The 22,574-nt window shown below is 45.6% G+C and carries 19 protein-coding genes; 10 read left to right on the top strand and 9 right to left on the bottom strand.

The window, feature by feature from the left end:
• Nucleotides 1-232 precede the first annotated feature (232 nt).
• A complete protein-coding gene (gene torD / locus D8S93_RS06340; RefSeq protein ID WP_047008553.1) occupies nt 233-880 on the bottom strand; it encodes a molecular chaperone TorD in 648 nt (215 codons plus the stop codon).
• 266 nt (nt 881-1,146) lie between these two features.
• Here torD and torR point away from each other — a divergent pair, with 266 nt between their 5' ends.
• Nucleotides 1,147-1,857, top strand: coding sequence for a two-component system response regulator TorR (gene torR / locus D8S93_RS06335; protein ID WP_005390726.1), 711 nt, complete (start codon nt 1,147-1,149; stop codon nt 1,855-1,857).
• Between the two features lie 72 nt (nt 1,858-1,929).
• Here torR and elyC read toward each other — a convergent pair whose 3' ends face one another.
• Nucleotides 1,930-2,715, bottom strand: coding sequence for an envelope biogenesis factor ElyC (elyC, locus tag D8S93_RS06330; RefSeq protein WP_006742121.1), 786 nt, complete (start codon nt 2,713-2,715; stop codon nt 1,930-1,932).
• A 114-nt stretch (nt 2,716-2,829) separates the two neighbouring features.
• Here elyC and cmoM point away from each other — a divergent pair, with 114 nt between their 5' ends.
• From cmoM to mukB, 4 genes are read left to right on the top strand one after another with little or no spacing between them, the layout of a single operon-like run.
• Nucleotides 2,830-3,621: a tRNA uridine 5-oxyacetic acid(34) methyltransferase CmoM gene (gene cmoM, locus D8S93_RS06325; protein ID WP_012841987.1), complete on the top strand. Its 792-nt coding sequence runs from the start codon at nt 2,830-2,832 to the stop codon at nt 3,619-3,621.
• A gap of 2 nt (nt 3,622-3,623) precedes the next feature.
• Complete coding sequence (gene mukF, locus D8S93_RS06320; RefSeq protein WP_048626187.1) at nt 3,624-4,961, top strand: chromosome partition protein MukF; 1,338 nt, start codon at nt 3,624-3,626, stop codon at nt 4,959-4,961.
• Complete coding sequence (mukE, locus tag D8S93_RS06315; protein WP_005378379.1) at nt 4,942-5,667, top strand: chromosome partition protein MukE; 726 nt, start codon at nt 4,942-4,944, stop codon at nt 5,665-5,667. The genes mukF and mukE overlap by 20 nt, the downstream gene beginning before the upstream one ends.
• 2 nt (nt 5,668-5,669) lie before the next feature.
• On the top strand, nt 5,670-10,133 hold the full coding sequence (gene mukB, locus D8S93_RS06310; protein ID WP_152812535.1) for a chromosome partition protein MukB: 4,464 nt from the start codon (nt 5,670-5,672) through the stop codon (nt 10,131-10,133).
• A 142-nt stretch (nt 10,134-10,275) separates the two neighbouring features.
• Here the strand turns inward: mukB and D8S93_RS06305 are convergent, their stop codons facing one another.
• The 7 genes from D8S93_RS06305 to D8S93_RS06270 form a co-directional block, all read right to left on the bottom strand.
• The gene (locus D8S93_RS06305; protein ID WP_005390736.1) at nt 10,276-10,428 is read right to left on the bottom strand and encodes a hypothetical protein; all 153 of its coding nucleotides are present in this window, start codon (nt 10,426-10,428) and stop codon (nt 10,276-10,278) included.
• A gap of 219 nt (nt 10,429-10,647) precedes the next feature.
• Nucleotides 10,648-11,616, bottom strand: coding sequence for an alpha-L-glutamate ligase-like protein (locus D8S93_RS06300; protein WP_006742116.1), 969 nt, complete (start codon nt 11,614-11,616; stop codon nt 10,648-10,650).
• A gap of 3 nt (nt 11,617-11,619) precedes the next feature.
• Nucleotides 11,620-13,125 carry an inactive transglutaminase family protein gene (locus tag D8S93_RS06295; RefSeq protein WP_152812474.1) on the bottom strand — a complete coding sequence of 502 codons (1,506 nt, stop codon included), beginning with the start codon at nt 13,123-13,125 and terminating at the stop codon, nt 11,620-11,622.
• Nucleotides 13,126-13,136: 11 nt separating this feature from the next.
• Entirely contained in the window at nt 13,137-13,883 is a 747-nt protein-coding gene (locus tag D8S93_RS06290; RefSeq protein WP_012841986.1) for an ATP-dependent zinc protease, read from the bottom strand.
• Between the two features lie 276 nt (nt 13,884-14,159).
• Complete coding sequence (gene cmoB / locus D8S93_RS06280; protein ID WP_005390743.1) at nt 14,160-15,131, bottom strand: tRNA 5-methoxyuridine(34)/uridine 5-oxyacetic acid(34) synthase CmoB; 972 nt, start codon at nt 15,129-15,131, stop codon at nt 14,160-14,162.
• 85 nt (nt 15,132-15,216) lie between these two features.
• Entirely contained in the window at nt 15,217-15,954 is a 738-nt protein-coding gene (gene cmoA / locus D8S93_RS06275) for a carboxy-S-adenosyl-L-methionine synthase CmoA (protein ID WP_048626189.1), read from the bottom strand.
• A 93-nt stretch (nt 15,955-16,047) separates the two neighbouring features.
• A complete protein-coding gene (locus tag D8S93_RS06270) occupies nt 16,048-16,881 on the bottom strand; it encodes a DUF72 domain-containing protein (RefSeq protein WP_227483957.1) in 834 nt (277 codons plus the stop codon).
• 306 nt (nt 16,882-17,187) lie between these two features.
• Here D8S93_RS06270 and aspS point away from each other — a divergent pair, with 306 nt between their 5' ends.
• The 5 genes from aspS (at nt 17,188) to ruvB (ending at nt 22,453) form a co-directional block, all read left to right on the top strand.
• Nucleotides 17,188-18,966 (top strand): aspartate--tRNA ligase, encoded by a 1,779-nt coding sequence (gene aspS, locus D8S93_RS06265; protein ID WP_139059947.1) that lies wholly within the window; start codon nt 17,188-17,190, stop codon nt 18,964-18,966.
• A 142-nt stretch (nt 18,967-19,108) separates the two neighbouring features.
• Nucleotides 19,109-19,855: a YebC/PmpR family DNA-binding transcriptional regulator gene (locus D8S93_RS06260; protein WP_005390747.1), complete on the top strand. Its 747-nt coding sequence runs from the start codon at nt 19,109-19,111 to the stop codon at nt 19,853-19,855.
• A 102-nt stretch (nt 19,856-19,957) separates the two neighbouring features.
• The gene (gene ruvC, locus D8S93_RS06255) at nt 19,958-20,479 is read left to right on the top strand and encodes a crossover junction endodeoxyribonuclease RuvC (RefSeq protein WP_012841980.1); all 522 of its coding nucleotides are present in this window, start codon (nt 19,958-19,960) and stop codon (nt 20,477-20,479) included.
• A 67-nt stretch (nt 20,480-20,546) separates the two neighbouring features.
• Nucleotides 20,547-21,161: a Holliday junction branch migration protein RuvA gene (ruvA, locus tag D8S93_RS06250; RefSeq protein WP_319802966.1), complete on the top strand. Its 615-nt coding sequence runs from the start codon at nt 20,547-20,549 to the stop codon at nt 21,159-21,161.
• A gap of 287 nt (nt 21,162-21,448) precedes the next feature.
• Nucleotides 21,449-22,453: a Holliday junction branch migration DNA helicase RuvB gene (gene ruvB / locus D8S93_RS06245; RefSeq protein ID WP_031780162.1), complete on the top strand. Its 1,005-nt coding sequence runs from the start codon at nt 21,449-21,451 to the stop codon at nt 22,451-22,453.
• Nucleotides 22,454-22,574 lie beyond the last annotated feature (121 nt).

Here is a 22,574-nt window from a genome sequence, read left to right as displayed (position 1 = left end):
TACATATAAATCATATTTAATCGTTTGCGCTCACATTTTAGCCCTATGTGGACTGACTAGCAATGTTTTCAGCAAGAGATTTGTGTATTTGAAGTCACATTTTGACTGCTAAATAACCAAGCGTCTTTGAGCTAAGTTAAGGCAAACGAATAATATACCCAACTTACTTACATTCAGTTATTTCAGGTATACAGGAAGCCCGATAGGCGGGCTCCTTAAAAATAGGCGGCAATTATTCACCAAGAAGGTAAGCGCTGTCTAGTTTACAAAATGCAACTAATAGTTTCGCGACGCTCGAGTAGAACCCAAATTCGTCGAATTGTTTACATTTGTCTGCAAACTGAGGTAACCAAGACATTAACTGTTTCTGGATAAAGTCGTTTTGTTTAACGAAGGCTTCTTCCATGTGTTTTTCTTGCTCAAGTTCGTTTGAGCGGATAATCATGTTGCCGAGAAAGTCGAGTTCAACGGCTAAGTGGTCAGCAGGCTCTTTTAGATTTTCATCTACTTGAACGCCAAATTCTGCCATCAACTTTTCCATTTCCTCGGCTGGCTTGTCATTCAGCAAACCTGATTCACCGATGTACATCGATGCGTAAGGAAGAGCGCCATATTTTTCTGTCTTCAAAAACAGTTCACAAAAGTCAGCAGCAAGCTCCAATTGAGCGTCTTCACGATCTTGCAATCGGTTTAGCGCATCAACGAGGCTATCAACGGCTGGTTTCAGCGACTCATTTTCACCTAAACCTGCTAGAAAACTGCGAATTTCAACACTGTGGTAGGCTTCCAGCTCTTTCTCTGTTAGCTCTTTTGCGAACAAGCTCGAAAACCACCAGTAAATTTCAGCGCGTTTTTCATTAAAAGCTTTCACTTCTTGCATTTTGGGCTCCTGAATGATGCTTCAAGTTGTGCATCACAAAGTCAATTAGGGGTATCCCCTAAGTGTAATCAATTAAAATGAATAGCAGTAACTATAATTATTATGTTTTATGGTCAAAAATTAACGTTTATTAATAGCGATGGGTAAGCTTGTTTTGAATCAATAAAAACGCTAAATCTTGCTTTTTAATGTATCTATGACTAGAAATGTTACTAGTTATGAATAGAATACGTCTTGGATAATAAGAAGACAGAAAAGTGGTGTAAATGAGCTATCACGTATTAGTCGTAGAAGATGATGTTGTAACTCGTAGTAAGCTTGCGGGATATTTCCAAAATGAGGGTTACCAAGTCAGCGAAGCAGAGAGTGGCGCAGAAATGCGTGAGGTCCTGCAAGCGGGTGATGTAGACCTAATCATGCTGGATATCAACCTGCCGGGTGAAGACGGCCTGATGCTTACTCGTGAATTACGTAGCCAATCGGATATTGGTATCATATTAGTAACAGGACGCACGGATAGCATTGATAAAATCGTAGGCCTAGAAATGGGCGCTGACGATTATGTGACAAAACCTTTTGAACTGAGGGAGTTGTTGGTTCGCGTTAAAAACTTGCTGTGGCGTATTTCAGCAGCGCGTAGCGGTAGCGCGAAAGCGAACGAAACCAGTGAAGAACATATTGTACGTTTTGGAGAGTGGACATTCGACATTCAACGTCGTGCGCTGAGCCGTAACGGCGAACCCGTAAAATTGACCAAAGCAGAATACGAACTTTTGGTGGCGTTATCGTCTTACCCTAACCAGGTGTTAAGTCGCGAGCGTATTTTGAATATGATCAGCCACCGAGTTGATGCTCCCAATGATCGTACTATTGATGTTCTTATTCGACGTATGCGCGCAAAAATGGAGTTTGATCCAAAGAACCCGCAAATTTTTGTGACGGTGCACGGCGAAGGCTATATGTTTGCTGGTGATTAAACTGAACAAACCTAAGTCTTAAAAAGAAAAAGGAGAGCTTCGGCTCTCCTTTTTTGTGGTTTCAAGATAGTACTACTTTGCTTCAACCATTGGTGTTTGGCCGACAGTATCACGCAACCTTTGCCAAATGCTGCCCAAGTACTCATGCCAATAAAGCTCTGTTTGTTCTAAGTAACGCGCTTTAGGTGAGTATTTATCCCAAGGTTGACTGATTTCGCTAATAGCCAAGAAGTTGGTCGGGGCTGGGATTGGTTTAATGCCTGCTGCGTTGAACTCATACAATGCACGGCTCATGTGGCTCGCAGAAGTGACTAACACAATCTCCTTTTGTTGAACGAATGCAGCCGCTTGACGCGCCTCTTCCCACGTATCTTTCGCATCTTCTAATAAAATGATATCGGATTTCGCGACTCCCAACGCAAGGGCAACGTTCGCCATCATTCTCGCGTGGCTAATTTCAGATCCGCCAGCATAGCCAGACAAAATTAATTTAGCACCTGGATACATTCTTAAAATACGAATGCCTTCAGTTAAGCGCATTAATGCTGCACGGCTTAACTGCGAGGTGGGTGGAATTTCGTCATCGATAACATGACCATTCCCTAAAACCATCACGTAGTCGATGGTGCCAGAAACTGGCAAAAAGGCTTTATGCTCTCGCTCTAATGGCATAAGAAGCTTGGTTGAAACAGGTTGGAAGGCAACAAGAAAAATGCCAACAAAAGAGAATAGAACAACGAAGCAGCCAGTTTTACGTTTTGTGGTAAAACTAATGAGAGCAAGACCCAACAAGCCTATCAGCAGCAATGCCGGAAGTGGCATAAGCAAGGCTGACACTACTTTTTTCAGCTCAAACATACATAAATAGTCCGAAAAAACATCAATTGATAATAAAAATGAGGGTACCCCTCTTTATTCCTGCTTTCCTTGTGCCAGAATAGCGGCACAATCCGTTATGATAACTCAGCAGAAGTGACAGAAGACCGCAATTTCGACGATATCGCCCACAAATTTGCAAAAAATATTTACGGCTCCGATAAAGGGGAGATCCGCCAAATCATTGTGTGGGAAGATTTTCTACAGATTCTAAGTGAATTAGATGCTGACCAGCAACCCCTAGAGGTGTTGGATGCTGGTGGTGGTTTGGCACAAATGTCGCAAAAGCTTGCTAAGCTCGGACATCGAATCGCTTTATGTGATCTATCTTCGGAAATGCTGCAGTTGGCTAAGCAGGATATTGAAAAAAACGGTTTGCTTGAGCAGTATCGCCTGATTCATTCGCCTGTCCAATCCATTGGTGAGCATATGGATGAACAGGTGGATCTTGTTATGTTTCACGCCGTCATGGAGTGGTTGGTCGATCCTAAGGCCGCACTTGAAACGGTACTAGAACAAGTAAAACCGGGAGGCATCGCATCAGTGATGTTCTATAACCACCATGGTTTAGTCTATAAAAACGTGGTTTGTGGCAACATTCCTCATATATTAGACGGCATGCCTCACCGAAAAAGATTTAAACTACAGCCGCAAAAAGGCTTAAAACCTGAAGAAGTCTACCAATGGATAGAAGATTCAGGCTTTAGTATTTGTGGCAAATCTGGTATCCGCTCATTTAGTGATTACATAGGTAATATGCAATACATGGGCGATTACGAGTTTGAAGATGTGTTGGCGCTAGAAAAACAACTTTGTCGACAAGAGCCATACCTCTCATTAGGCCGCTACATTCATGTGTGGGCTAAAAAGAACGATAAACAGGAATAACAATGAGTGAGATGACTCTCAATGCTGCAGAGCAACCAATCGATGAGTTGGTTGGCTGGGTTAAGCAGCACGATTTCTCGTTGAACCTGACCACAGAGCGATTGGCATTCTTGATAGCCATTGCCGTACTGAGTAATGAAAGGTTCGATGAAGAATTGGGTGAAGGTGAATTGCATGATGCGTTTGCCATCGTCACTCGATTATTTGATGAGACTGGCGAAGCATCCGCTTTTCGTGCGAACAACGCCATCAACGAGATGGTCAAGCAGCGCCTTATTAGCCGTTTTGTCAGTGAGATTACTGACGGAGCGAGTATTTACCGCTTGTCGCCTTTAGCGATAGGAATTACCGATTACTACGTGCGTCATCGTGAGTTCTCGAAACTGCGCCTTTCTATTCAACTGTCTATGGTGGCAGATGAAATGGCGAAAGCGATTGAGGCTGCACAAAAAGGTGGCACACCGGGCCACTGGAAGAAAAACGTATACGGAGTTTTAAAATATTCTGTAGGCGAAATCTTCGATCAAATCGATCTTAACCAGCGTGTGATGGATGAGCAGCAGCAATCTGTAAAACAACAAATTGCCGATCTGCTAAATAAAGACTGGCGCGAAGCGATCAACAACTGTGAAGCGCTCCTATCAGAAACATCAAGCACGTTGCGTGAACTTCAAGATACGCTGCAAGCCGCCAGTGATGAACTGCAAACTCAGATCCTAGATATTCAAGAAATTGTGTACGGCGATCCTGAGCTAGAGTTCATCGAAGAAGCGTTGTTTGGTCTGCAAATGAAGCTGGACCGAATCACAAGCTGGGGCCAGCAAGCGATCGACCTTTGGATTGGCTACGACCGACATGTACACAAGTTCATCCGTACTGCAATTGATATGGATAAGAACCGTGCGTTTAGCTCGCGTCTGCGTCAATCCGTCAAAGATTACTTCGATGCGCCTTGGTATCTGACTTATGCAGATGCGGAAAGGCTTTCTGACCTTCGTGATGAGGCGTTGGTGCTACGTGATGACGAAGTGACCGGCCAAGTTCCGATGGAAGTAGAGTATGAAGAATTTCAACAAGTCAATGATGAGTTGTCTGAACGAATTGGTGACATGCTAAAAGCGCATAAAGATCAAGGCACGCCAATCGACTTGAGTGTGGTATTGCGAGATTACCTTGCACAGCATCCTTACACTCATCATTTTGATTTAGCTCGCATTATTGTCGATCAAGCTGTGCGTCTAGGGTATTCAGAATCGGATTACCAAGCGATTCAACCAGACTGGAAAGCGATCAACGAATTTGGGGCAAAGGTACAAGCGAATGTCATCGACCGATACTAATGAATACATGTCAGAGAATCTGGCAAAAGCAATCTCTAACCCTCTGTTCCCAGCGCTAGACAGCATGCTACGAGCAGGGCGTCATATCTCAAGTGAAGATCTGGATAACCACGCGTTGTTATCGGACTTCGAACTTGAGCTTTCTTCTTTCTACCAGCGCTACAATACCGAATTGGTGAAAGCGCCAGAAGGTTTCTTCTACCTTCGTCCTCGTTCAACTTCTTTGATTGGCCGCAGTGTGCTTTCTGAGCTGGATATGCTGGTGGGTAAGGTACTGTGTTTCCTTTACCTAAGCCCAGAGCGTCTTGCGCACGAAGGTATCTTCACTAACCAAGAACTGTACGACGAACTGCTTGCACTAGCAGATGAAAACAAGCTGATGAAGCTGGTGACCAACCGTGCTACCGGTTCTGACCTTGATAAAGAAAAGCTGTTTGAAAAAGTACGCACGTCACTTCGTCGTCTACGCCGCCTAGGCATGATCATCAACATTGGTGAGACCGGTAAATTCAGCATCAGTGAAGCGGTATTCCGCTTTGGTGCCGATGTACGTATTGGCGATGATATGCGTGAAGCGCAGCTACGTCTGATCCGTGATGGTGAAGCGGTAGTGCACACCAAAGAGCCAAGCCAAGGCAGCCTATTGTCTGAAGAAGATCAAGACGACCAAGCCCAAGAAGAAACAACAGAAGAGGGTGAAGCATGAGCATGATTGAACGCGGTAAATACCAATCGCTGACCATGGTCAACTGGAACGGCTTCTTTGCCCGTACGTTTGACATCGATGGTCTAGTCACCACGCTATCAGGTGGTAACGGTGCAGGTAAATCAACCACAATGGCGGCATTCATCACCGCATTGATTCCTGACCAAACGCTACTGCACTTCCGTAACACAACCGAAGCGGGCAGCAGCCAATCGTCTCGCGATAAAGGTCTATACGGTAAGCTACAACCGGGGGCGTGTTATGCAGCGCTAGACGTGGTGAACTCACGTAACCAACGCCTACTTTTTGCCGTAAAACTGCAGCAAGTAGCGGGTCGTGATAAGAAAGTAGACATCAAACCGTTTGTTATTCAAGGCCTTCCAAGCCATATAAAACCAACAGATATTTTGGTTGAAAGCGTATCTGCGACTCAAGCTCGTGTACGTCAAATCAACGAAGTAAAAGAATCGATCGCGGAATTTGAAGGTGTTCAATTCAAAGCCTTCTCTTCTATTGTTGATTACCACGCACAAATGTTTGAATTCGGTGTGATTCCGAAGAAATTGCGTAACTCTGGTGACCGCTCTAAATTCTACCGCTTGATCGAAGCATCGCTTTACGGTGGTATTTCAAGTGCGATTACGCGCTCGCTACGTGACTACCTTCTGCCACAAAACGGCGGCGTGAAGAAAGCGTTCCAAGATATGGAATCGGCGCTGCGTGAAAACCGCATGACGCTAGAAGCGATCAAAACTACGCAAGCAGACCGTGACTTGTTCAAACACTTGATTACAGAGTCGACCAACTACGTGGCAGCGGACTATATGCGCCATGCCAACGAGCGTCGTAAAAAACTAGAACAGACACTGTCTTTGCGTTCAGAGTTATTTGGTTCTCGCGAGACCTTGATTGAGCAAAACAACCTGCTTAACCGCGTTCAAGAAGAGCTGGAACTGCTGATCGAATCAGAATCTTCTTTAGAGCAAGACTACCAAGCGGCTTCGGATCACTTGCAGCTGGTGCAAAACGCACTGCGTCAGCAAGAGAAGATCGAACGCTACCAAGAAGATCTTGAAGAGCTGAGCGAGCGTCTTGAAGAACAAATGATGGTAGTGGAAGAAGCGCAAGAACGCGTGATGATGGCTGAAGAGCAAGCGACCGTTGCAGAAGAAGAGGTGGACAGCCTTAAGACGCAACTTGCTGATTACCAGCAAGCTCTTGACGTTCAGCAAACTCGCGCGCTTCAATACCAACAAGCCGTTCAAGCGCTGGAGAAAGCGAAGCAGCTACTTGGCGATGACAGCCTAACGGCAGAATCCGCACAAGCGTTAGTGGCGGAGCTTAAAAACAAAGAGTCAGAAAATACCAATACGTTGTTGTCTGTGAAACATAAGCTCGATATGTCATCAGCTGCGGCAGAGCAGTTTGATACTGCATTGAAGCTTGTACAGAGCATCGTTGGCCCTGTTGAGCGCAAAGAAGCCTCTGAGCACGCAAAATCGGCAATCGCTAAAGCTCGAGAATCACAGCAAATTGCACAAAACGAACAGCAATGGCGAGCACAACACCGTGATCTCGAACGCAGCCTTAACCAGCAGCGTCAAGCACGTGAACTGGTTGCTGAATACAAAAAGCAATATCACGTCGAGCTAACCGATGAAGTTACGTTTGAACAAGAACGTGAACGTCATGCGATGCAAATCGAATCACTAGAGATAGCTCAAGAGGAAGTTCGTGATCAGCGTGGTGAACAGCGCCGTCTAGAGCAAAACGCGGCGGCAGAAATCAGTAAGCTTGAAGCGATAGCGCCAGCTTGGATTGCGGCGAACGATGCGCTAGAGAAACTGAGAGAGCAGAGCGGGGCAGACCTTGAGGATCGCCATGCGGTAATGAACCACATGCAGGTTGTTCTTGAGCAAGAAAGGGAGCTGTCCTTAGCTAAAGATAAACTTGCTGAGCGTCGCAGTCAGCTTGACACTGAGATTGAACGTCTTGCTTCTCCTGGTGGTTCAAACGACCCTCGCCTGAAAGGTTTGGCTGATACTTTAGGCGGTGTATTACTGTCTGAGATCTACGATGACATTACGATCGATGACGCGCCTTACTTCAGTGCGATGTACGGTCCGGCTCGTCACGCTATCGTTGTTTCTGACCTGTCAGGTATCGAAGAGAAACTGGTAGAGATAGACGACTGTCCAGAAGACTTGTACATCATTGAAGGTGACATCGATGCCTTTGATGACAGCTCGTTCGATGCAGAAGAGTTAGAGGGCGCGGTTTGTGTTCGCATGAACGATCGCCAAATGCGTTACTCTCGCTTGCCTGAGATCCCATTGTTTGGTCGTGCGGCACGTGAGCAGCGTTTAGAGTTGCTGCGTAACGAACGAGAAGAAGTGGTAGAGAAGCACGCAAAAGCGGCGTTTGACTCTCAGAAAATGCAGCGTTTGTACCAAGCATTTAACCAATTTGTGTCTAACCACATTCAAGTAGCTTTTGACGCTGATCCAGAACAAGCGCTCGCAACCATTCGTGATAAGCGTAACCAAATCGCTCGCGTGCTGGCGGATCTGGATGCAAAAGAGCAGCAGCAACGCTCTCAGCTTCAAACTAGTAAGCAAGCACTGTCTTCTCTGGACAAGCTAGCATCACACATGGTGCTTGTTGAAGATGAATCATTGCAAGCGCGTTTTGATGAGCTAGAAGAGAAAATCGCTCAGCTTGCAGAGGCGAAAAACTTCTTAAACAATCATGCAAAAGCCGTCGCGCAACTAGAGAATATTGCGTCTGCGCTTGATGCTGACCCAGAGCAATTCGATGCACTAGAAGCAGAATACAAAGCAGCAGATGAACAGTTACAAGATCTTAAGAAGCAAATCTTTGCACTCTCGGATCTGGTTGAACGTCGTCACTACTTCGCTTACTCAGACTCGGTTGATCTTCTGAACAAAAGTAGCGAACTGAGTGAGCAGCTCAAAGCGAAGTTGGTTCAAGCTGAACAGACTCGTACTCGTTCTCGTGAAGAGTTGAAGCAAGCACAAGGACAAATGAACCAATACAACCAAGTATTGGCGTCTTTGAAGAGTTCGCATCAAGCTAAGCAAGAAACCGTACAAGAGTTCAAACAAGAGCTGCAAGAGTATGGCGTAAATGCCGACGAAGGTGCGGAAGAGCGTGCAATGCGCCGTCGTGACGAGCTGCACGAACGCTTACATACTTCACGTAGTCGTAAGAGTGAATACGAGCGCACGATAACGTCGACCGAGCTTGAGATGAAAGGCTTAGCGAAACGTCTGAAGAAAGTGCAGAAAGAATACGCAGAGCTGCGCAAATTTGTCGTTGCAGCGAAAGCGGGTTGGTGTTCAGTACTTCGCTTAGCGCGTGAAAACGATGTGGAGCGTCGTCTACACAAGCGCGAACTGGCTTACATGTCGGCGGATGAATTGCGTTCGATGTCGGATAAATCATTGGGTGCGCTGCGTTTAGCGGTTGCGAACAATGACGACTTGCGTGATGCGCTGCGTCTATCAGAAGACAACGCTCGCCCAGAGCGTAAAGTTCTGTTCTACATTGCGGTTTACCAACACCTTCGTGAGCGTATTCGTCAGGACATCATCCGCACCGATGACCCAGTAGAAGCGATCGAAGAGATGGAAGTGGAACTGGCGCGTCTAACGGAAGAGCTAACGCAACGTGAAAACCGCCTAGCGATCAGCTCTGAGTCGGTAGCGAGCATCATCAAGAAGACGATTCAGCGTGAGCAGAACCGTATTCGTATGCTGAACCAAGGCTTGTCGAACATCTCGTTTGGTCAGGTGAAGGGCGTACGTCTAAACGTGAAGATCCGTGAAAGTCACGAAGTGCTACTGAACGGTCTAGCGACACAACAAGAGCAGCATAAAGATCTGTTCGAATCGACTCGCTTTACCTTCTCTGAAGCAATGGCGAAACTGTTCCAACGTGTGAACCCACATATCGATATGGGTCAACGTTCTCCTCAGGTTTTGGGTGAAGAGCTACTGGATTACCGTAACTACCTAGAGCTAAGTGTAGAAGTGAACCGTGGTACAGATGGTTGGCTACAGGCTGAGTCTGGCGCGCTATCAACAGGTGAAGCGATCGGTACCGGTCAGTCAATTCTATTGATGGTCGTGCAAAGCTGGGAAGAAGAGTCTCGTCGTCTGCGCAGCAAAGACATTGTGCCTTGTCGTTTGCTCTTCTTGGATGAAGCAGCGCGTCTGGATGCGAAATCGATCGCGACATTGTTCGAATTGTGTGACCGTCTAGATATGCAGCTTCTTATCGCGGCACCAGAAAACATCAGCCCAGAGAAAGGGACTACCTACAAGTTGGTGCGTAAGGTGTTTAAAGACCATGAGCACGTACACGTAGTTGGTCTACGAGGTTTTGGTCAAACGGATAAGCCTAAGACCGAAGCGCAAGAGATGATCGAAGAGTTTGAATCGTAAACTCCGAATCTAGTAAAACGCCCGCATTTATTGCGGGCGTTTTTGTATTTGTTAGCTGGAGGCTTCAAAGCGTATAAAATAAGCCGAGACTGTAGGACGACAGTCTCGGCTTATTAATAGAACTTAGCGGGGAGGCTAAGTTTTATTCCTCTGAAATATCGTCTCTGATATCGATCATTTCAGCAAGCTCTTCAAGTGCTTGGACAGAAAGCTCAGACAAGCGTTGTAAATGCTGGTCTAAGCTCTCTTGTTCTTCAAGCTCTGGTTCATCGTTATCTGTTTCTTTTGTTAGCATTTCTCAACCTCTCAAGTTGAGTAAGGGGAGACCTCATCATACTCAAAAGTTAAAGGAGAAAAGAAACGATCTATGTTGATTCTGTTAGCTCGATCATTGATTCAAGTTATAGGTGAGATGGGTTTGTTTAATAAGATGAGTAGGTAGACGGTTTTGGAAACGGAAACAAAAACGCCAGCAATCCGAACAATTACTGGCGAATGATATTGTGATTGGCGATTAGAACTGTGGTTTTACCCCAAACTGCTCTGCTGCGTAGGCGACACGTTCAATCGGCTTTGGATACTCGGCAGGTGTGCCGAGGCTCTCTATGTGTTTCAAACGAGGAAGCAAGCCTGCACCATTGGCGATTTGGATTGCCAAGCCAGGACGAGCGTTGAGCTCTAAAACCATAGGTCCTTCCTCTTTATCCAGCACCATATCCGTACCCATGTATCCCAACCCTGTCATCTCCCACGCACTAGACGCAAGCTCAAGCAAGCGCTCCCAGTGCGGGACTTGGAGGGTAGAAAGGTCTTTGCCGGTATCCGGATGGTGGGTGACTGGATGGTCGAATTGCACCGCTCGGATTGCTTTACCTGTGGCGATATCAATGCCCACGCCCACAGCGCCTTGGTGAAGGTTTGCTTTACCGTCCGACGCCGCCGTAGAACAGCGCATCATTGCCATAACAGGGTAGCCTTTAAATACGATGATTCGAACATCAGGCACACCTTCATAACTGAAGCCATCGAAACAATCATCAAACTTAATCAGGTTCTCAACGACTGCGACGTCGTTTTTACCACCAAGAGAGAAAAGGCCAGCAAGCGCATTACTGATATGACGTTCAACTTCGTCCTTACCAATTGTAGAGCCGGAAGGTTTGGTATAGACCCCATCTTTATGCGAGGTAATAACCAAAATACCCTTACCACCACTACCTTGAGCGGGCTTGATAACAAAACCAGGCCAATCTTGCACCATTCTATGGATTGTCTTTACTTCTGCTTGGTTATGAATAACGCCGATCAGGGCAGGGACTGTCGCCCCTGCTGCCTGCGCAATAATTTTAGTCTTGAGCTTGTCATCAACTAATGGGTATTTAGAACGATCATTGTAACGGCCGATATAACTGTGGTTACGTTTGTTCATCCCCATAATGCCTTTATGGCGAAGCTTAGCTGGCGAAGTAAAACTTTCGAACATCGTTTAGTCCTCCGCTAGTGGTTTGAAACGACGTAACTCAGTTAGACGGTAACCTGTGTAAGTACCTAGCAATAGAATACCGGCCAGAACAATCAACTGTAGACCAATGAAATTAAAGGTTAGGTGCTGAATGTATGAGTTCGTCATCGCTAAGTAAACCAATACTGCGGTGAGCAGTGAGCCCCCACCTTGCAGAGCAACTTCTTTCGCGCCTTCTTCTTCCCATAGGATAGACATACGTTCAATTGTCCAAGACAAGATGATCATCGGGAAGAACGTAATTGTTAAGCCTTCCGTTAAGCCCATCTTAAATGCGACTACTGTGAACACCGAAATGATCATAATAACGGTAATAATGACCGCTGATATCCGTGCTACAAGTAGTAAGTTCAACCTCGATAAGTAACTTCGAATAATCAAGCCTGTGCCAACGATTAGTAAGAAACCGACAATACCCGTTAATAGCTGGGTTTGAACAAACGCAACAGCAATCAGTACTGGCATGAAAGTACCGGATGTTTTTAGACCGATAATCACGCGCAAGAACACCACAATAAGGGCACCGATAGGGATCAGCATGATGGTCTTAAACATTGCTTGTTCTTCAAGAGGCAAGCTATGAATTGAAATATTCAGCAGCCCATCAGCTTCTATCTTGTTGTTTGTTGCTTGCTGTGGAGTCATTTCTTGCTTGATCATTGAGAAATGAACTTGGCTATTTTTACCACCAACAAGATCAAGCAGGGATACATTCGACTCATCCCAAACTAATAAGTTTGGTTTCACGGCTTTCTGTTCGGAATTTGGTGAGAACAGCACCCAATCTTTACCTGACCAAACTTGAACCATTGGTTGAATGGTTTGGCGTCGACGGCCATCTTCTAGTTCGATAACACCGACGGTTTTGCTCTGTATACCTGCGGTAAGCAAAATATTATGTAGTGCATCAGTACGGCTGAAGTCATTCAGTAGTAGCGATGAGTTTTGACTGTCTGGGTCATTAAGCGCTTTGATGAGTTCACGAGTAAAGGTCACATTGTCGGCAGAACGACTCATCGCACGCTCAACAAGGGCATTTGCCGCCGCAGCTTGTGGCGCTGATAGAGTTGGTGACGTAATGTCTTCAGTTGGTGGTAGAGGCGTAACTTTAGCCTGAGGGTCCACTAAGAACTGCGCTTTGTAGTAAATGGTTTGAGGACCTTTGGCCTGACGAATTGACCACTCGGCACGACGTCCAGAATCAGAATTAATGTAGGAAACGCCATAACCAGAAGAGGAAGCGGATTCACCGATAAGCGTATAACCACTTTGTGTATGAGGTGCTGCGAGTGAAGCTTTGACTTCATTGCCGTTAGCATTGAACTCAATACGTGCCTCTACATCCCATACCTGACGAGTTTCGCCTGGTGTCCAAGGCACGCCGTAGTTTTCATGTCTGAAAACACTCAAAGCAATGCCCGCAATCACCAATAAGATGATTGAAAGGTAAAACGGTATTTTTGACGTCATAATCTACCTTATTATTTTTTATCTTCGTCCGTTTGGATATAGGTACGACTTACATCGACAAGTGCGATGTCGCGCATAAATTCTCTACCCAGTAAAATAGGATGGTTCATATGCGAGCGATCTGCCAACGTAAATTGCGCTTTTTCATGAATTTTTCCAACGCGCACCCAAAGTTCTACTACAGCGCGACGTTCTAGTTCTTCACTGGTAACTTGGCGAATTTTTACGTAACGAATGACAGGCGCTTCAATCCAAGTATTTTTTTCTTCTTCGGATTTACTGGTATCTGCCAGGTGGAATCGAACCCAGTTTTTGCCGTTTCTTTCGAACTCTTCAATATCAACTGCATTTAAAGATGAGGTTGCGGCACCGGTGTCGACACGTGCATCAAAAGTCTGCTTAATGGAGTCAATAGTGACCTTTTCAATTGAGCCAAGGACAATATCATGAGTTGGTGTTGGTTCCACAGGAGCAGGAGATTGGACAATAATCGGCTCTTTTGGCTTTTTCACTTCTGCCATTGCTTCATCACGAAATGTCAGAAGTTCAACCTGTAGTTTATCGACTTGTTCTTCAAGGCTGTCGATATAGTCCGATTGGTTGCTGAGCTGAAGCTCTAAGTTAGTAATGCGATTATTGACATTCGCTTCTGAAGTTTGAATAGCCGCTAACGTTTCTTGGTGGTACTGTTCGCCTTTGGTTAGTGAGCATCCAGATAGTAAGGCGATGGCAACAATCGGGGTCAATCGTAATAACATTGAAAACCTTGGGATTGGATTAAGTTGTTTATTTTTTAGGAGTTTAGCTCATATCGATAAAGCCTCACAAGTAAGAATGTTTCTCTATTACTTATTGTTTGAGGAATAGTGATGAAAAGCTAAAAATCAAGGACATAAAAGCGCATCCTTATTTAGAGCGTGCTTATGTTTTGATGTAACAAATGGACTCGAAAAACAAACACGCTCAGTACGAGGAAAGAGGGTAATGTCTTAACTCGTAAAATGAGTTAAGACAATGTCAGGAATCTCAGCGAATTATGGTTTGCGAGCGACAAGAACCGCGCGGCGAGGGGCAGGGTAACCTTCTACAGTCTTGCTTGGGTCGTTCGGATCTAGATAGTCTGGTAGAGAGTTATGCGTCATCCAATCTGTGGTACGTTGTTCATCAACCGAAGTGACGTTTTCATCAACGATGCGCACATCTTCAAATCCTACCAACTCTAACCATACTTTCAGTGCTTTTGCTGAAGGGAAGAAATAGACATTACGCATTTGTGCGTAACGAGAAGTTGGAACCAACACTGCATTCTCATCACCTTCAATCACGAGTGTTTCCAATACTAGTTCACCACCAGACACTAATTGATCTTTTAGCTGCACCAAGTGATCCAGTGGAGAGCGACGGTGGTAAAGTACGCCCATGCTGAATACCGTGTCGAACGCTTCTAACTTAGGTAGTTGTTCAATACCCAACGGCAGTAGGTGCGCACGTTGGTCATCGCCCATTAGTTTACGAATTGCTTCGAACTGAATTAGGAACAGGTGAGATGGATCGATACCGACGGTTAAGCGTGCACCTTCACCCAGCATGCGCCACATGTGGTAGCCGTTACCACAACCAACATCGAGTACGCTGCGGTTTTTTAATGGAGAAATATGCGGAAGCACACGGTCCCATTTCCAATCACTGCGCCACTCAGTATCAATATGAATGCCGTGTACGTGGTATGGCCCTTTGCGCCATGGGTGGAATGTACGAAGTAAGTTCTCTAATTTCTTCAGCTCACCTTCATGGAAAGGAGTGTCGTTGCTGATGGTCACTGAATTCTTGATGTCAATTTGATCCGGTGAGCCTTCTGGAATCTTATTCAGTGCTTTCAACCAGCGACCAAAGTCACCGTGCTCTGCATTTTGCCAATCCGTTAGCTGTTGTGGTAGCACATTGAGCCAAGGTTGAAGACGTGTGTCTTGGGCAATCAATTGGTAGAAGTTTGCAAAGTTAAACATAGTTAGTTAATCGCTGAGTTGATGGTATTAAAATTATTAAATAACAGCCTAAAGTGGCGTGATTCAGGGCCTTTGTATGCACGGTTTATTTAATTGCGAACATAGAGCCAAAGTTAAAGCATTGGAACCAAACATCGTAGCTAGAAAAGCCAATTTTAGCGAAACGCTCTTTATGCTCTTTCTTTGAATCTGGGCGCATTACGTTTTCTATCGCGCTGCGCTTTTGGCTGATTTCTAGTTCGCTATAACCATTTGCACGTTTAAAGTCGTGGTGAAGGTCAATTAATAGCTCGTTTGACACTTCATCTTCGAAGACGAATTTCTCCGACAAAATCAAAATTCCGCCTGGACGTAGACCCGCGTAGATTCGTTCAAGCAGGGCGTAACGATCGTCTGGAGAAAGAAATTGCAGAGTAAAGTTCAGTACGACAACTGATGCGTTTTCAATATCGATATTACGAATATCCGCTTCAACCACATCTACAGGAGTATCGCTTCGGTACGCGTTTACATGCAATTTGCAACGCTCAACCATTGCAGGTGAATTGTCGACCGCAATGATCTTACAGCCTTCTTGTTTGATATGACGACGCATAGACAGCGTAGCAGCACCCAAAGAGCAACCTAGGTCGTAGATGTTTGAGTGAGGTTTTACAAAACGCTCTGCCAGCATACCAATTGCAGAAATAATGTTGCTGTAACCCGGCACCGATCGTTGAATCATGTCAGGAAATACTTCCGCTACGCGTTCATCGAACGTGAAATCCCCAATTTTATCGATTGGAGCCGAAAAAATAGTATCTGGATTGCTCTTAGGGTTCATAACCAAGTCTCTGCATACAAGCCGCCTGAAAACGTCAGGCACCAAAAAAGGCGCGTATTTTATGGGAATTTCACGCCTCTGTCATGTGTTGCGTTAGAACATCTGCAACTGCGAGTTGCCATCGTTAGCCGGGAAAGATGCCAAGTCAGGAAGTGTTATACGCTTTTGTATGTCTTTATACAGATTGGCTGCCAACTCCGGCGCAATTATATTGTCCGCAGTATGGATCATGACATACGGCTGTTTACCTTCTGTAATCCATTGCGGCAACTTGCTGAGCCATGGTGTAAAAAACTCGTAATTTTGCTGTTCTTCTGGATGACCAATAAAGCGAATCAAAGGGTGTGAAGCGGTAGCAATGGCGTGGACTGGTACTCTTGGTTTTTTCATTTGCGCATCAATGACCGCTTCATTGTCTGGCTTAGCGGCAAAGACAGGGCGGCTATCCATAATAATGCGGTCAATGTTATTTTCTACTAACCATTGGTTAAGCGCTCGCTCTTCTTCACCTTTGGAGAAAAATGCCATATGACGAACCTCAACACCAAGAGGGAAGTTAGGTGGAAAGCTCGCACAGAACTTTTTCAGTCGATCAAGGTGCTCAGGACCAAATGCGGCTGGCAATTGAATTGTCCATTGCCCCACACGGTCATGCAACGGCTCCATGACTTTCATGAAGTCTCTCAGCTGTTCGCTGCAACCTCTTAGCATTTGCTCATGAGTGATGGCTTTAGGAAGTTTGAAAGTAAAGCGAAAATCATCGTGGGTTGCTGCTCTCCAGTTTTGCACCGTGTTGAGCGTCGGCGTGGCATAAAATGTCGTGTTGCCTTCTACGGTATGGAACACCTGTGCATACTTTTCTAAACGTTCAGCGGGCTTTGTCCCGCTGCCGTAAAAGCTTTGCTGCCATTGATTATGCGACCACATTGTCAATCCAAGTCGAAGAGGTAAGTTATCCATTATTCTTTACTGCTTGCTACTCGTGTGAATACTTTACGAGAGTTTTGCTGAAATAGGTAATTTCACGCTATAATCCCCACCAATTTTTTCGCTTTGGTGCGCTTTTGAACATTTGTTGTACTAAAAAGCACCAGTGAATGATAAAACACACTTAATTGTATGTTGAGTAGTCGATTTTCGTGGACATTCAGCGTATAACTGAATCTTTACTCTGCTTGGCAATGAGGCTGACAGAGCGTAGTTAACAACATTTGAGAGATTGGGAATTTCATTATGCGTACCCATTACTGTGGTCACCTGAACAAGTCCCTTGCAGGACAAACTGTAGAACTTTGCGGCTGGGTTAACCGTCGTCGTGATTTAGGCGGTCTTATTTTTATTGATATGCGAGATCGCGAAGGTATCGTTCAGGTAGTTGTTGATCCAGATATGGCGGAAGCGTATGAAGTGGCTAATACACTTCGTAATGAATTCTGTATCAAACTAACGGGTGAAGTACGCGTTCGTCCAGAAAGCCAAGCAAACAAAGACATGGCAACAGGTGAAGTTGAGATCCTTGCGACAGGTCTTGAAATCATCAACCGCAGTGACGTTTTGCCTCTAGACTTCAACCAAAAGAACTCTGAAGAGCAACGTCTGAAGTACCGTTACTTAGACCTTCGTCGTCCAGAAATGAGTGACCGCATCAAGCTACGTGCTAAAGCATCTAGCTTTGTTCGTCGTTTCCTAGATGACAACGGCTTCCTAGATATCGAAACGCCAGTACTAACGAAAGCGACACCAGAAGGCGCGCGTGACTACCTAGTACCTAGCCGTGTTCACAAAGGCAGCTTTTACGCGCTTCCTCAGTCTCCACAGCTATTCAAACAGCTTCTAATGATGTCTGGTTTTGACCGTTACTATCAAATCGTTAAGTGTTTCCGTGATGAAGACTTGCGTGCTGACCGTCAACCAGAATTCACTCAAATCGATATCGAAACGTCATTCATGACGGCTGACCAAGTACGTGAAGTGACGGAAAACATGGTTCGCGATATGTGGCAAGAGCTACTAAACGTAGACCTAGGTCAGTTCCCAGTAATGCCATTCAGCGAAGCGATTCGCCGTTTCGGTTCTGACAAGCCAGACCTACGTAACCCACTAGAGCTAGTAGACGTTGCTGACCTAGTGAAAGACGTTGAGTTCAAAGTATTCTCTGGCCCAGCAAACGACGAGAAAGGCCGCGTTGCCGTTATTCGCGTTCCAGGTGGTGCATCTTTGACTCGTAAGCAAATTGATGGCTACGGTGAATTCGTTGGTATCTACGGTGCGAAAGGTCTAGCTTGGATGAAGGTTAACGATCGTGCAGCAGGCATGGAAGGTATCCAATCTCCAGTAGCTAAGTTCCTAAACGAAGATGTGATCAACGCTATCCTAGATCGCACTCAAGCGGAATCTGGTGACATCATCCTATTTGGCGCTGATAAAGCGGGTATCGTTGCAGAAGCAATGGGCGCGCTACGTTTGAAACTAGGTAAAGATCTAGAGCTAACTGACGAATCTGCATGGGCTCCACTATGGGTTGTTGACTTCCCAATGTTCGAAGAAGATGACGAAGGCAACCTACACGCGATGCATCACCCATTCACGTCACCTCTAGGTGTGACTGCGGAAGAGCTAAAAGCGAACCCAGCTGCGGCAAACTCTAACGCTTACGATATGGTTCTAAATGGTTACGAAGTTGGCGGCGGTTCTGTTCGTATCCACAACGCAGATATGCAAGAAGCCGTATTTGATATTCTAGGCATCACACCTGAAGAGCAACAGCTTAAGTTCGGCTTCCTGCTTGATGCACTAAAATTCGGTACGCCTCCACACGCTGGTCTTGCATTCGGTCTTGACCGTCTAGTGATGCTGCTATGTGGTACCGAGAACATCCGTGATGTTATTGCATTCCCGAAAACAACAGCAGCGGCGTGTCTACTAACAGACGCACCAAGCATTGCGAACCCAGCTGCGCTAGAAGAGCTAGCAATCGCAGTGACTGCAGCGAAAGAAAAAGACGCAGAATAAGCGCACAACATTTGAAGAAAACTCCCGCAACTGCGGGAGTTTTTGTTTAAATAAACCTAAGAAACTTCCAAAGCAATTTCCCAAGCAACGCTTTTTAGCTCATGTTTGCTATTAAGCGTCAAAATACATTAAAAGGTGAATTATGGCAGGTCATAGTAAATGGGCGAATATTCGTCACCGTAAAGCAGCGCAAGATGCGAAGCGCGGCAAAATCTTTACCAAATTAATCCGTGAAATCGTTGTTGCGGCAAAAGAGGGAGGCGGTGAGCCAGAAAATAACCCACGTTTGCGAGCTGCAATTGATAAAGCGTTGTCTAACAACATGACGCGTGACACTGTCAACCGCGCTGTCAGCCGAGGTGCTGGCGGTGAAGGCGACGACAATATGGAAACCGTAATCTATGAAGGTTATGGTCCAGGTGGCACTGCGGTCATGGTCGAATGTATGACGGATAACCGAAATCGCACAGTATCTGGCGTACGCCATGCGTTCTCGAAGTCAGGAGGCAATCTGGGTACGGATGGTAGTGTAAACTATCTTTTCGACAAGAAAGGCGTGATCTCATACGCCCCAGGTTTAGATGAAGATGCGGTGATGGAAGTGGCGTTAGAAAGTGGCGCTGATGACATCGAAACATCAGAAGATGGCTCGATTGATGTTTACACCGCGCCAAGCGATTTTGGACTCGTAAAAGATGCCCTTGATGCTGCCGGTTTTGAGGCGGAGAACGCCGAAGTGTCGCTTATCCCTTCAACGAAAGCAGAACTGGATGTGGACACTGCTCCAAAACTGCTTCGTTTGATTGACGCTTTAGAAGATCTGGACGATGTTCAGGAGGTTTATCACAACGGTGACATCTCTGACGACGTTGCGGCCTCTCTAGAGTAAACTCAATGTGCAGTGGGCGGTATTCGCTCCGAAGTTAGAAAGTAAGCTAAAAGTAATAATAAGAAATTGAGGCCGTATTCGGCCTCATTTTTAGGAACATTCATGTCAATTATTTTGGGCATTGACCCAGGTTCACGCATTACCGGTTATGGGGTCATTCGTCAAAATGGACGCCATTTGCAATACCTTGGTAGTGGCTGTATTCGTACTTCAGAAAAAGAACTTCCGGGCCGTCTTAAGCAGATTTACGCTGGCGTCACGGAAATCATTACTCAGTTTCAACCGGACGTATTTGCGATTGAACAAGTGTTTATGGCTAAAAATGCGGATTCAGCATTAAAGCTTGGCCAGGCTCGTGGCAGCGCAATTGTTGCTGCTGTGAATGCAGAGTTGCCGGTATACGAATACGCCGCGCGTCTTATTAAGCAAGCTGTAGTCGGTACTGGTGGTGCGGACAAAGCGCAAGTTCAGCATATGGTTCAGCAGATGCTTAAACTGCCCGCCAAGCCTCAAGCGGATGCAGCCGATGCTTTAGGTGTGGCGATTTGTCATGCCAATACGAACAAAACTCTCGTTGCCTTAGCGGGCAAAGCAACCAGTGCCAGAAAAGGGCGCTACCGATAAAATTAACTGGATGTCTATCCAGTTCTTTATTATCCTGTCGCAAATTCATTTCCAAAGAGTATTTATAGTGATTGGACGTCTTCGTGGCACACTGATTGAAAAACAACCACCTGAAGTATTAATTGAAGTTAATGGCATTGGTTATGAAGTCCAGATGCCAATGAGCTGTTTTTACGAGCTGCCAAATGTTGGCGAAGAAGCCATTATTTATACTCACTTTGTCGTCCGTGAAGATGCGCAATTGCTATACGGTTTCAACACAGTAAAAGAACGGGCACTTTTCCGTGAAGTGATCAAAGCCAATGGCGTTGGTCCTAAACTCGGTCTTGGTATTCTCTCTGGTATGACAGCAAGCCAATTTGTTACTTGTGTGGAACATGAAGACGTTTCTACCCTAGTTAAGCTTCCAGGCGTTGGTAAGAAAACCGCAGAGCGTTTGGTTGTTGAAATGAAAGACCGCTTGAAAGGGTGGGGGGCTGGTGACTTGTTTACATCATTTACGGACGCGGCTCCTGCAGACTCTCGTGCGTCTGACTCAAACAGCGCTGAAGAAGAGGCAATCAGTGCGTTGCTTGCTTTGGGGTACAAGCCGACTCAAGCGTCGAAAGTGGTGTCTCAAATTGCTAAACCGGACATGAGCAGTGAGCAAATGATCCGTGAAGCTCTAAAATCAATGGTGTAACGCTGGTTTCACAGTGAGCATTTGTTCAAGATAACTCATTCTCTAAGGTTAATGCCAATCGCTTAACGATATTTTTGTGTCATTCCAGCGAGCCTTGGCGAGACTAGGAATCTAATAGCAGCGCGCTGAGCGGTTAATGAAACAATTTTGACCATAAAGTGCTCGGATAGAAGATCCTGTATCACGCTCCTTCGTCGCTGTACAGGATGACGAGATACAGAAATATGCCACTTGCTGTTAAACGAGCGGCATTATTCTCTCAGGTAACCATTTTTCAAGGTAAAAAGATGATTGAAGCCGATCGTTTAATCGCTCCAGAAAACCCTGCCTTTCGTGATGAAGATGTCATTGACCGTGCTATTCGACCAAAGAAGTTGGCGGATTACCAAGGTCAGGACCACGTTCGTGACCAAATGGAGATTTTCATCAAAGCCGCTCAGTTACGTAGTGAAGCTCTTGATCACCTGTTAATTTTTGGCCCTCCGGGTTTGGGTAAAACCACGCTAGCAAATATTGTCGCCAACGAGATGGAAGTAAACATCCGTACTACTTCAGGGCCAGTTCTTGAAAAAGCAGGCGATTTAGCCGCGTTACTAACCAACCTAGAAGAAAATGACGTTCTATTTATTGACGAAATTCACCGCTTAAGCCCGATGGTTGAAGAGGTTCTGTATCCGGCGATGGAAGATTATCAACTGGATATTATGATCGGTGAAGGTCCGGCCGCTCGTTCTATTAAGATCGATTTGCCACCGTTTACTTTGATTGGTGCAACGACCCGAGCGGGCTCTTTAACGTCACCATTACGCGATCGTTTTGGTATTACTCAGCGTCTTGAGTTTTATAAGATAAAAGACCTACAAGATATTGTGCAGCGCAGCGCGGATTGTTTAGGTTTGTCAATGGAACCTGAAGGCGCCTTGGAAGTGGCAAGACGTGCACGTGGCACACCACGTATTGCTAACCGTCTACTACGTCGTGTTCGCGATTATGCGGAAGTGAAAGGAAATGGTCACATTTGTGCAGAGGTTGCCGACAAAGCGCTGAATATGCTTGATGTGGACGCCGAAGGTTTCGATTATATGGACCGCAAACTACTACTCGCAATTATGGAGAAATTTGGTGGTGGTCCGGTCGGACTCGATAACATGGCGGCAGCGATAGGTGAAGAAAAGGATACTATCGAAGACGTTCTTGAGCCTTATCTTATTCAGCAAGGTTATTTACAACGCACTCCACGTGGAAGAATCGCGACAGATCGTGCGTATTTGCATTTCGGAATTGAAAAATAAGATTCCCGCGCTGGGCCTTTGCTGCCCAGCGCTTCATTAAAGTTGACCAAACTCACATTTTTTGAATTTCTTCTCATACCAGTTTAGTAAGTAAAAAGCATTGATTGTTAACTCTATGTTT

The organism is Vibrio sp. VGrn 2 (assembly GCF_009361695.1).
GTDB classification, from domain to species: domain Bacteria; phylum Pseudomonadota; class Gammaproteobacteria; order Enterobacterales; family Vibrionaceae; genus Vibrio; species Vibrio diabolicus.
This window is presented reverse-complemented; position numbering and strand designations above follow the sequence as displayed.